7 protein-coding genes are annotated in these 12,740 nt (G+C 44.4%); 2 read left to right on the forward strand and 5 right to left on the reverse strand.

The features are described from left to right. Window positions 1-11 precede the first annotated feature (11 nt). The 5 genes from AC58QM_RS10060 to AC58QM_RS10080 all read right to left on the reverse strand — a co-directional run bounded on the left by AC58QM_RS10060 (window position 12) and on the right by AC58QM_RS10080 (window position 9,200). A complete protein-coding gene (locus AC58QM_RS10060; protein WP_497283509.1) occupies window positions 12-2,120 on the reverse strand; it encodes an RICIN domain-containing protein in 2,109 nt (702 codons plus the stop codon). 1,393 nt (window positions 2,121-3,513) lie between these two features. Then, window positions 3,514-5,541 (reverse strand): alpha-galactosidase, encoded by a 2,028-nt coding sequence (locus AC58QM_RS10065; RefSeq protein WP_497283510.1) that lies wholly within the window; start codon window positions 5,539-5,541, stop codon window positions 3,514-3,516. A 74-nt stretch (window positions 5,542-5,615) separates the two neighbouring features. Continuing rightward, complete coding sequence (locus tag AC58QM_RS10070) at window positions 5,616-7,232, reverse strand: extracellular solute-binding protein (protein ID WP_497283511.1); 1,617 nt, start codon at window positions 7,230-7,232, stop codon at window positions 5,616-5,618. 123 nt (window positions 7,233-7,355) lie between these two features. Continuing rightward, window positions 7,356-8,246 carry a carbohydrate ABC transporter permease gene (locus tag AC58QM_RS10075; protein WP_497283513.1) on the reverse strand — a complete coding sequence of 297 codons (891 nt, stop codon included), beginning with the start codon at window positions 8,244-8,246 and terminating at the stop codon, window positions 7,356-7,358. A 30-nt stretch (window positions 8,247-8,276) separates the two neighbouring features. Beyond that, the gene (locus AC58QM_RS10080) at window positions 8,277-9,200 is read right to left on the reverse strand and encodes an ABC transporter permease (RefSeq protein ID WP_497283515.1); all 924 of its coding nucleotides are present in this window, start codon (window positions 9,198-9,200) and stop codon (window positions 8,277-8,279) included. 229 nt (window positions 9,201-9,429) lie between these two features. Here AC58QM_RS10080 and AC58QM_RS10085 point away from each other — a divergent pair, with 229 nt between their 5' ends. Further along, window positions 9,430-10,968 carry a response regulator transcription factor gene (locus AC58QM_RS10085; RefSeq protein WP_497283517.1) on the forward strand — a complete coding sequence of 513 codons (1,539 nt, stop codon included), beginning with the start codon at window positions 9,430-9,432 and terminating at the stop codon, window positions 10,966-10,968. Then, the gene (locus AC58QM_RS10090) at window positions 10,965-12,740 is read left to right on the forward strand and encodes a cache domain-containing sensor histidine kinase (protein WP_497283518.1); all 1,776 of its coding nucleotides are present in this window, start codon (window positions 10,965-10,967) and stop codon (window positions 12,738-12,740) included. The genes AC58QM_RS10085 and AC58QM_RS10090 overlap by 4 nt, the downstream gene beginning before the upstream one ends.

Below are 12,740 nucleotides of genomic sequence, written 5' to 3' on the forward strand. Positions count from 1 at the left end.
CAACATACATATTACGGATTAAGAACGGTAAAGCTCCAATTTTGGTTCAAAGAAGTGGATTCGGTCCACTGTTTATTTAATGCACCATCATTCAAGCTGCCGCCGTCTAGGCCAAGCATGAAGTTGCTTTTTACATTTTTAAGTTTGTAGAAGCCACTGCCTACATCAACTAGCTGCCAAAGCTGGCTGGTGGAACTGCTGGCTGTGTTAATGATATTGTTCGCTCCACTAGCTGTAGAGGCGCTGGTAATATCCATGTAAGTACCGCTGCTTACATTTTTGATTTTATAATAACCGTTCGTATATTCGAACTGCCAGGACTGGCTTGCCGCACTTGCAAAAGTGCGCTGTTCGATATTCGTACCAGCTGTCGTAGCGTTGCCTACTGTGCCTAGGGACTTACCACTATTGCGATTGACAATCGCATACGTCTTGGTCAAATCAATGGGAGCAACTGCGTCGAAGCGCCACTTTTGGTTTGCCGAGCCTGATCCCGACCACTGAATCACAGCAGCACTGTCATCCGTCGAACCCCCGCTTATACATAACATCTTACCGCTGTTGCGGTTCTTGATATTATAGTAGCCGCCGCCTGCGTCAACTAGTTGCCATTGCTGACTATTGTTGCCGTTAGCTGTCCATTGGATGCTCTGCCCGCCATCTGCTGTCGACTCGCTTCTAACATCCAAGTACAATCCGCTGTTCGTGTTTTGAATTTTGTAATAGCCACCCCCAATATTAACGAACTTCCAGGATTGGCTGACTGCTCCGGTATATGGACTCTGTTGAAGCGTTGCATCAGCACTCGTAAGATTACTTGAAATGCCAAGCGCCTTACCCGAGTTACCATTCACAATTGCGTAAGTTAATTGCGTATTAATAGAAGAAGTAGGAGTTGCAGGGCTCCATGTTCCAGCTGCTAAGTCGATGTTCCAATTTTGATATCCGTTAATAATAGGCTTGCCTGTACTATCAAAGGTCAATGGATACCATTGGTTACGACCAGGTCCCGTGCTTGCAATAGCACCCTTCTCTTTCATGTTGCTCCAACGATCGCCCATATACATATATGTCGTTCCCGCTGTTCCTTGAATCGGTAGGATTTGATCAATTTGTGTATCAAAAGAATTTGCACCCGTAGGACTCGTTCCAGCGTAAGTTGTTCCATTCCAAGCGGTTGTCCCTACCTTGGTGGCAGAACTCCAAGTGCCGGTTACACTTGATGCGGTATAGTAATACGTCGGGCTCGATTTCCAACCGTTGGTCTCCGAAGCCAGCATGTAATACGTGGAGCCTACTTTGAACAATGATGTCGCTTCTTTATTAGGGCCAGTCGACTTAAAAAGTACCACAGGTGTGACATTGATCTCGTATTTATTATTATTGAGTGTTGTGTCCACTCTGCCGATATAAATGCCGGAGTTATAGTCAGGTGTGATGCCGTCTGATTGTAGTTTCCAATCCACGGTTTGCGTAATGTACGTAGTGCCGTCATCGTCGGTGAAAATCGAACCTAGATCTCCATTACCGTAGTAACCGCCTGGATTAGGAATGACTTGTTGGAAATCAAATGGCCCCACTGGCGAATCACTATACCAAATTGAAATAGACGCGCGGTACCCGCAACAGCCCCATTCCAGGTACATCACATATTTACCAATCTCACTGTTATACTGGACGAGTGGCCTACCGAACCAATTACTCGTATCAAAAGCAGGGACAGTCGTACCCGGGTTCGCTGTGCGATACTCAGCAATGGAATCAAAGTCGACAATTTCCCTATGCGCTGTCCAAGTCATAAGATCTGTCGACGTGTAGGCACTAATTTTCTTTTTCCAGTTCGGATTGAGTGTACCATTTGGCAAAGTCATGGGTTCCGATGCGTCCAGACCGTACCAATAGTAGGTATCTCCTTCCTTCATCGTCCAACCGCCTTGTGCCCAGATCTCCTCACCGTTCGTCGCATACTTGAGCGTATTGTTCACAATTCCCGCCGATGCGGCTTTCACTGGCTGTGCAAACATAAGCATCATAATCGCAATGAACATCGCTACTACTATCGACACTACTTTTTTCTGTTCATATAGCCAATTAACATTTTGCATGCGTGTCATCATCATGGACATCCTCTCCTAGTGAATTACATGGGATCGATTTCATCAAATGTAGCTAAACTTGTGCCTGCGTTTTGGTTATGTCCCCCTTTATAAATAGTGTAAATTAAGCGCTTACATATAGTACATTTTAGTTAAGTTTTGAAAAAACCAATAGATAGCAAAACAACGATTTCTAAACTTTTCTTAAAATGTGGCGAAGGGATAACTAACTAGTCTGACATGGCACGATCCTCTTCTCGAGACGTCGATTTTTGCAGGCTCAGCTGTCCACTAGCAGTGACTGCAACCTGAGACGTCGAAAGTAGCTGGCTCAGGCAACAAACTAGTTAGACATCGCGCGATTCCCTGCTTGAGACGTCGATTATTGCACCCTCAGCTGCCCATCAGCAGTGACTGCACTTTGAGACGTCGAAAGTGGCACGCTCAGATAACGTGCTAGTTTGACATCGCGCGATTCCCTTCTTGAGAGGTCGATTTTTGCTGGCTCAGCTACCCATCAGCACCGACTGCACTCCGAGAGGTCGAAAGTGGCAGGCTCAGATAACATACTAGTTTGACATCGCGCGATTCCCTTCTTGAGACGTCGATTATTGCTGGCTCAGCTGTCTATCAGCACCGATTTCACTCTGAGACGTCGAGAGTGGCAGGCTCATCATTCAGACTAGGCTTTTGCAGTGCTGTTACTCGATTATTTCGAGTTACGCGTTGCAACCTCAGCTTTTGCAGTTCTGTTACTCGATTATTTCGAGTTACGTGTAGCAACCTCGGCTTTTGCAGTTCTGTAACTCGATTTTTTCGAGTTACGGGTGGCAACCTCAGCTTTTGCAGTGCTGTAACTCGATTATTTCGAGTTACGTGTGGCAACCTCAGCTTTTGCAGCACTGTAACTCGATTATTTCGAGTTACGCGTAGCAATCTCAGCTTTGGCAGTGCTGTAACTTGATTTTTTCGAGTTACGCCTGCCTATCACTCCTTTTCCAGCACTCTAACTCGATTTTTTCGAGTTACGCGTAGCAACCTCAGCTTTTGCAGTGCTGTAACTCGATTATTTCGAGTTACAGGTGGCGGTCTTGGCTTTTGCAATGCTGTAACTCGATTTTTTCGAGTTACGGGTGGCAGCTTTCGCTTTTGGAGTGCTGTAACTCGATTTTTTCGAGTTACGTGTGGCAACTTCAGCTTTTGCAGTACTGTAACTCGATTTTTTCGAGTTACGCGTAACAACCTCAGCTTTTGCAGCACTGTAACTCGATTTTTTCGAGTTACGCCTGCCTATCACTCCTTTTCCAGCACGCTAACTCGATTTTTTCGAGTTACGCATAACATCCAAGGCAATAAAAAAAAGCGTAACTCGATAATATCGAGTTACGCTTCTCAACCTTAGCCTTGGATCCCCACACTAAAATACCAGCTTCAATATTTTCGACTCCGCCGGTTCCAAACGAACTCGGATATCACCAGTTGACGGTATAACACTTTCCTCCCATAAATCATGCAGCGAATAAGTCACGTCACGAGGCAGGCCTAATCGATCAATGTGTATGACTGTCTCAACGGTTTCTTCTTTATTAAAGTTGAATACGGCTATGAAACAGTTGTCTCCTGACATTTTGAAAAAAACAGTGTCAGAAGCCGCATCCGTATTCCCCTCAAGCGGTATAAAACTTTCCCCTGTTTTCGCAATTTCCAGTAACTCAGGACGAGTCAAACAATCCTCTGCCCTAATTCTTGCTTCCTCATGTCGGAAATCATCCCCCATGAGAAGAACTGTCCCGGCAATGAGCGTCGCGTTCAGACGGCTCCTACTTTCTTGTACCATCGTAGGTTCTTGGTTAAAGCTTTTATATAGAACCGTATGGTCCGGATCATTAAATGGAAATAAATTTCCATTCATCCACCAGCCATAGGTGAGTGAATTCAACATATACTCCGTATCTTTCAGTGTACCGAAAGCGTCGCAGGAAATGCGCCTGCTATGCGCGTATTGATGGGGAAACATCGGCGCGATGGACAAGTTGATAAAGAACGGACGACCAATTACCTTAGGGTCAAGTCTATCTTTAATCAACCCCATGCCAAGGTTATACGCTTGAATTCCAGTACGCACCGCTTTATCAAAATGCACACCTTCCAAAGCACCGTGTCCAAGAAAGTCGAGTTTAATGTATTCGAATCCCCACCTGACAAAACGTTCCAGATACCACTCCGTCCGCAACAGATTGCCAGGGTGGGTAGGATCAATGGCAAGCCCGCCATCCAGCTCGGGTAGAATTTGTCCCTGTTCATCGCGCAACAGTAGATCTCTGTAGGTATATTTGCCATCGGTCCCTTCCACAAACCGATCATAATCCTTCCCCCAGAAGGCAAAAGGTGTCCAATAAATGCCAGCCTTCTGTCCATTGTCACGAACGTGAAGCACGGACGCTTCGAGCTGCTCTTGCGATAAGTTCGTCCAGAAGGAATCGAAGTTGATATAGACCGTCCCCTGATGATGAAACCCGCAATCCGACAAGCTTTTTAAAAAATCCGACGTATGGGTGTACAACTCATAATCGAGCTTATCCCCGGCCGCCGACCAGCTATTCCATCCAAAAGGAGTACCGTGTTCCCATTGTAGAGGTGGGGCTATCAGCGCATTAGTCTTTCCATATTCCTCTAGTCCTGTTCTATAATCCTCATACATGCCCACAAAGATACGCGGTGAAGTAATCGTTCTGCCAACTAACGTACCGTGAGGCATGGAATCGCGAGTATACTCGCCAGCTGCGCCTCCGAATACCTCCAGACGGTGAATGGCAGCTCCCTCATAACCGACTACTTTCAGACCCGTTTTCCACGTATCATGTGTCACCGAACCGACGACTAAACCATTTCTTGATGTCGGGTCAAAAATAGCCGTCACCTCATAGCTTTCCAGCTGATTCGGCATGGCGATGGATTCATAACGTACCCACTTATCGTTATCAAAAGGTACCAACAACGCGCGCAGTTCCTCAGCCGCCAACGAAACAACCGAAGATCCCTTCGCAGCATCCACCGTCAATGGTGACATATAATTCGTCTCCAAAGCTTCGCCTTTCAGCTCGACCTGAACGAAAAAGTATGGCGCTTTTTCATAAAGCCAGAACGTCTGCTTCATAACCGGCTTTAACGGAGCAGTATGAATGACAGAGAAGCGGCAGCCTGTGCCAAACTCGTCATGGATTGCTTGAATTCCGCTAGCCGCTAATTTGTGCTCCGAGTAATCGGTCGAAGCCACATCGGTGCCATCGATCCTCACAACACTATAAGCCCCACTCAAGCTGCTGCCTGAGACCCATTCATAATTGACTAATCCGCTGGACAGATCGACGATTATTCGGCACAACCCATTTCCGCCAACGACTTGCCCGTCCAACTCTTGAAACAATACCGTACTAGATCTCATCTTTGCCCGCTCCTTCACGCTTTTGTATATGAAGAAGGAAGCCGGAGCAATCCCACGGCTTCCTAATCCCTCTCTTATTTCCAAAGATCCATGCGTTTCTTGTAATTATCGTTTATGATTTTCTCCACTTTCTCATCTCCGGCTGCCTTCATATCGGCAAGCATTTTATCGAACAGAGAAGCTGCATCCGCTTCCGTCTTGGAAATGATTACTTTCGTAATGGTCTGACTCATAATATCTGAAATTTTCTGGCTGACGAGCGCATCCGGGGTACCGCCTGCAGGGCCAAGATTATCATAAGCCGCTGTTTCCCATACCGTATCGGACAAATTCTTCAGTGCCATCTGGTCGATCTCGTTACGTGAATAACGTCCCGGCAAATCATACGGCGTACCATCGGAGCCTTTACCGTTCTTCACGAACCAAGTCCATTTGCGGATACCTGTTTTCTTCGCGTAGTTATCCCAATCATCTTTGAAACCTTGAAGTACTTCCGGACGCGGTGTATGCTTGCCATCCTTCTGATCCCAGTGCACACCCTCAATTCCCCACATGAGAAGGTATTGGCCTTCTTCGCTAGCTAGGAAGTCAATGAGTTTCATCGTTCTTTCAGGGTTTTTATTCGTCTTTGTAATTGCAATTGCATCCCAACCAAGCGAGCTTTTTGGCCCTAAGGTTGTTTTTGCAGGGTCAACGCCTGGTCCCACAATTTTATACGGGTAAACCTGCTTCTCAATGCCGCCTTCTTTTTTCAGCACACCGTTAGGCGTACCGAAATCCCAATAAGCGCCAGGTGATGCAAATACGAGACCTTTGGAAATTTTTTGCTCCCACGTTTGTTTCTTGTTAACAGGCCATTCCGGATCGATTAAACCTTCACGGTACAACTTGTTAATATACATCAGCATGTCCTTATATTTCGGGTCCTTCACATCGTATTTCAGTGTTCCATTATCTTCGTAGTATACTCTCATTCCCCACATGCCTTTAAACGTTCCGAGTACAGCGCCCATGTTTTCACCGTTGAAGCTCATCGGGAACACGTCTTTGCCATCCACCTTACCAAGCTTTGTTTTAAAATCTTTCAGCAGAGTCTCGAATTCATCGGTCGTAAACGGCTTGCCGCCTTCTGCTTTGTCTGGCGCAATCTGTTTCAGCCAATCCTTCCGCATATTGATGCCGAATACAGGCTCATTTTCTGGACCGTACCAGTTAGAAAGATAGTAGTTTTTTCCGTCCGTAAACCGCGTCTTCTTTAAAGTGTCCCCATACATTTTCTGCACGTTAGGACCATATTTCGCAATGAGATCATCCAGTGGAATAATCGCCCCTGCGGCGATGTACTTACTAACAATATCTCCACGGTCCATGAGGACTAGATCCGGCAAATCACTGCTGGCGAGCATCAGATTCAGCTTTTCGGAAGGATTGCCCGTTGGCTGCTGAATTTCAATCGTAACGCCCGTCCGTTTCGTAATTTCCTTAGCAACTTCATTGGTAAACGCATCGCCTGTATTTTTATCGAAAAAAGTCATCTTTATCGGTGTCGTATCGTTTGCTTTGTTATCGGTTGTAGCTGCTGGTTTAACACTTGTTGAAGCCGTATTTTCTTTGGTCGTACAACCAGCGATGACGGAACCCATAAGAACCGCTGAAATCAGCACGTTGAACGTTTTTTTCGTATTGAACATGAAATTAAATCCCCCTTGACTGAATGTATTTAAAACATATCTGCATACATAACTTACTAGAATATCGTCCTCATTAATACGAATGCGTTCCCAACCACCACCTTTCAGAAATGAGAATGGGATTTAGGCTTTAACAGCGCCAACCGTCATCCCTTTGACAAAATACTTTTGCAGGAAGGGATACACGATAACAATCGGGAGTGTTGCGACGATCGTTGCCGCCATGCGGATTGAATCCGATGATACAGCGAGGCGTTTGGCAGAATCTGCCATTTGCTGTGCATCGGACACCATAGAAGATGTCTGATACTGATTCAATATTTTGACCAGCACCGCCTGTAAGGTCTTTAATTCGGGCTTATACGTAAATACATAGGAGTCGAACCAAGAATTCCAGTGACCAATCGCTGTAAACAAACCTATTGTTGCAAGCACTGGTGTTGTTAACGGCAAAATGATCATCACGAAGATCTGCAGATCGTTTGCACCGTCTATTTTCGCTGATTCATCTAACTCCCCAGGAAGTTGTTGAATAAATGTACGTACCAATATCATATAGAATACGTTCATAAGCCCTGGTGCAATGTACACCCAGAAGGTATCAATAAGGTGCAAACTTTTCAAAATCATATAGTAAGGAATTAAGCCCCCGCCGAAGTACATCGTGAATATGAAGAACAACGTGATGGGTCTCCCACCAACTAGATCACGTTTACTGAGCGGATAAGAAAGCAGACAGATGACCAGAACCGCGAGAGGCGTGCCGATCAACGTGCGTGCAATCGTCACTTTGAGCCCATTAATAATTTCCTGATCGCCCAAAATCTGTGCATAGCTTGTTAGTGAAAAATCTCTTGGCCAGAAATACACACCGCCCCGGATTGTATCCTCCGCACTGTTTAGAGAGAGTACAAGAATGTTCCAGAAGGGGTAGAACGTTGCGATAAACATCAGTAAGAGGAACCCATATACGAACCAAGCGAAGAAAAAATCGCCTCTCGATTTTGTTCTCATTTAAACCCACCCATTCCTATCTTTTCTTAGTTAGAACAAAGATTGCTGATTCATTCGCTTGGAGAACGAATTGACGCTAACGACGAGGATAAAGGCAATGACTGATTTAAACAACCCTACAGCAGCTCCATAAGAAAACATGCCATTCTGCAATCCGTAACGGTACGTATACGTATCAATAACATCCGAATATTTCAAGATCGTGTTATTTTGTAATAAATACTGCTGGTCGAACCCTGCGTTCAAAATCCCCCCAATTGACAATATAGCTAGAATGACAATCGTAGGGCGCAAAGATGGAAGTGTTACGTGGAACATTTGGCGCATGCGACTAGCCCCATCCACTCTGGCTGCTTCATATAGTTCGGGATTAATAGCGGCTATTGCGGCCAAATACATGATTGCATTAAATCCCATGTCCTTCCACATATTCGAGACAGCAATGATTCCCCAGAAATAATGACCATTTTGGAAAAATTGCACGGGTTGCTCTGTAAAGTGCAGAAGCATCAATAATTTATTAATTAGCCCTTGTGAAGATAGCAGTGTTATGATGATGTTTGCTGCTATGACCCAAGAAATAAAGTGAGGTAAGTAGGATACCGTTTGCATCACTTTTTTGAATAAACCCGTCTTCACTTCATTAATCATTAACGCCAGTAGAATAGGAGCCGGAAATCCGATTAACAGGGATAAGAAGCTTTGCGCAATCGTATTTCGCATAATGATATAGAAGTCACCGCTGCTAAAGAAGTACCGAAACCACTCGAAACCGACAAACTTACTTGTAAAAAACTGATGAAAAAATGAACCTCCACCGGGCGAGTAATTGATAAACGCCATGTATAAGCCGAACATCGGACCATACGAGAAGAATAGGGTAGAGATGAAAGCCGGCAGGATCATTAAGTATAAGTATTTTTGGCTCTTCATCCTTCTGAGTCGCGCTTCCATGTGGTTAACCCGCCTTTTCCAGGCTGCGACGGCTAATGCCGCTCGATCACAACCATAATCATTTTGTATATTCTCATTATAGGAACGGGCCATACACAATTCTATACAAACATCCTCCGAAACGTATTCCAAATGAACGATCCTTGGGTTAGGTCATTGTTTATTTGAGCTATACGTTTTACAATAAATGGGGTTATAACTGGCGTTTAGAAAGGTGGTAGCGCTCTCAATGTACAGCATACTGCTGGTAGACGATGAAAAAATGGAGCTCGAAATGCTCGCTGATTACGTTCGTTGGGGTGATATGGGTATTCGTGTCGCTGGCACAGCCAAGAACGGTAGAGAAGCGCTTCAGCGCATGGAAGAACTTCGTCCTGATATCATATTAACGGATGTCCGTATGCCTATTATGGACGGACTGGAATTCAGCAGACGAGCCAAGCAGATCAATCGTAACGTCCAAATCATATTTCTAAGTGGTCACGATGAATTTCACTATATTAAAGCAGCGCTTTCCGTTGAAGCGATCGGCTATTTGTTAAAGCCACTTGATATGGGAGAGCTTCAACTCCTAATGGAGAGAGTGAAACAGAAGTGCGAGGAGTTCCGAATATCCTCACAGACTTCAGAAGTACTCAAAGAATCCTATCTGAGGGAGCTCGTGCAGGAAAGTAGTCCTCTGGTTAGATCCCAATGGATTGAGAAGCTAGTCTTGCTGCCATCTTCAATCCCTTCAAGCGGACTTTTTCAAATGATCTACCTAACTGTTGACCCTGTTAGCCATTACGGCTTAGAGCTCGTAACACAGATCCGTAAATTCACACAGGCGGAGATCCCTCGTTCCTTTCTCTGTCAAATGAAAGAAGGAACCTTTCTCCTTCTCTGCCACAAGCAAGATACAGCACCACTCGAGCTATACCATGCGGCGGAACAATTGATTCGCTATATCAACGACAGCAATAACGCAATTATTTCAATCGGCATTTCCGACGTTCAGATGGGCTTAGATAGCCTATACGAACTATATGTCGGCGCCAGACGAGCGAATGAAAGCAAATTTTATTACGGCTTGGGGACGTGTACAAGGGCTGATCAAGCTGTCGAGCCGGTGTACAAAGAAGTGAACCCCGAACAGGCAATTGCTTCACTTTGTCATGCCATTTCCCACTTACAAGAAGCTGCTGCCAGTACCGTGATTCATGATTTCTTTAACGAAATGCGCTCCTCCAAAGTCGATCGGGACCTGGTCTGCTCAAGCTCACTGCGCCTTATTACCGCCATTGAACAGCATTTTACCAATATTATCGGGGGCGACTCTGTGAATGCCATGTATGTCGACGATTGGAAAGGCATCGCGAATTATTCAACCATTAATGAAATTGAAAATCACATTTTGGGTGTCTGTCATGCCATCCTCTCCCTTATGAAAGAAAAGGACAAAGATAAGAATCTTCATATTATTCATCAAATCACTAGTCTTATCGACAACAGCTTCAGCAGACAGTTGACCATCGAGGATCTCGCGAAACAAGTGTATCTGTCACCCAATTATGTGCGAACTTTATTTAAGGAAAAAACGGGAGAAACGATACTGGAATATTTGACGCGTATACGCATACATCATGCAGGAGAGCTGCTCAAAGATAAATCCAAAAAAATCCATGAGATTGCCGCATCCGTGGGATACGAGAACGTCTCTTATTTCTGCGCTGTGTTTCAAAAGTTTAAAGGAACGACCCCAAATGAATACAGGAAAAAACTGTTATGAAGCAGCGACGATTGCCATGGCCACTCGGATTTGCAGCTAAAACGTTTCTTAATCTCAATTTGAATCGTAAGTTATTCGCCGTCTTTTGTATCGTTTCAATCTTACCTTTATTGTTTTTCGTCAAATATTCCTATGACACGACCAAACAGGAGTTAACAACACAAATCTACGCCAATATGATTGCAACGACCGATCAAATTAACACAAACTTAGAAACGAAGCTGGATTCCTATTCGAAAATATCGGCTTCCATTTATTTGGATAATACGTTGCGTCTGCTATTAATCAAAGATTACTCTGATGATGAAACAGAGTACTTGGATTCCTACATGTACTTTAATAATGTAATGAAAAATGTATTAGCAACGAATCCCGATATTCGGGCGGCATCCATCTACATAAGCAATACCACATTTCCTGCGGATAGCGTATATATTAAACGAATCGATGCTGCAGCCAAAGCAACCAATTGGTACGCATCTATCGCCAATTCTCATGGTAATGTGACTTACAGCGTTTCCGCAAATACAGATGCCACTGAGCCTGTCTTCACGTTGGCGCGATTGCTCAATAACAACAGCCTTAACTTTCCTTACGGTATTCTTACGTTCGAAATTGCCGAAGCGGACATTTATCGGCTCATGGAGAAAGAAGATAAACAAAAAGATATTTATATCGTCAATGAGAAAGGCAATATTTTATCCAACCGTAATAAAGCACTTCTGAATCAAAATATCAACACCTTAATCCCCGGTAACTTCGGTGAGAAGCAATCCGGAAGCTTCGACAGCATGTACAATGGTGAGAAGTCGCTCGTCGTGTACAACACGATTAAAAATGGCTGGAAAACGATTTCCGTTATCCCCTACAAGAGCTTTATGACGAATACTCAAAAAGCATCCAAACGCGTTTTACTCATGGCTTTGAGCAGTATAGCGATCTCCGTGGTTTTAATTTATATCACCTCACGGTTCTTCACCAAACGTATTGAATCCCTGCTTCAAGTCATCCGGCGGGTTGAACGGGAAGATTTTAATGTCAATATGACATTTATGGGGCATGACGAAATTGGACAGCTATCCTTTGCCTTCCACAAGATGACAGGACGCCTCAAAGTATTAATCAATGAGGTCTACAAGAAGGAAATTGCCAAGAAAGAAGCGGAAATGAACATGCTGCAAGCACAAATCAATCCGCATTTTTTATATAACACGTTAGCTTCTATCTCCTCATTAGCTATTAAGCATGGGGATAACAGAATTAACGAAATGGTCTCACACCTCGCTAAGTTTTACCGAATTTCATTAAATAAAGGAAAAATGATTTTGCCCATTAGTGAAGAAATCAAACTCACCAAATATTACATCGCCATCCAACAGCATAGGTTTGAGGGACTGCTAAGACTCCATTATGATATTGATGATTCTGTACTGGTTTATCAGACAGTCAAGCTAGCCTTACAGCCATTTGTCGAAAATGCCATCAATCATGCTGTGTGGGACGATGAAGTCGGCCTTAATATTATCATTAAAGTATACAGAGATGATTGCGATATTTATCTGGAAGTGATCGATGACGGAATGGGTATGCGTGCCGAAACACTGGAACGTGCTCTCAATAAAACCGATAACATCTCGGGGTATGGGATTACGAATGTTGACCAGCGGATCAAACTAGCCTTTGGCGATGAATACGGTGTGATGCTGTACAGTAAGTTTGGAATCGGAACGAAGGCGCAAATTCGTATCCCTCTGCACGGTATTCATTCATAA

The organism is Paenibacillus sp. J22P165, from assembly GCF_059692015.1.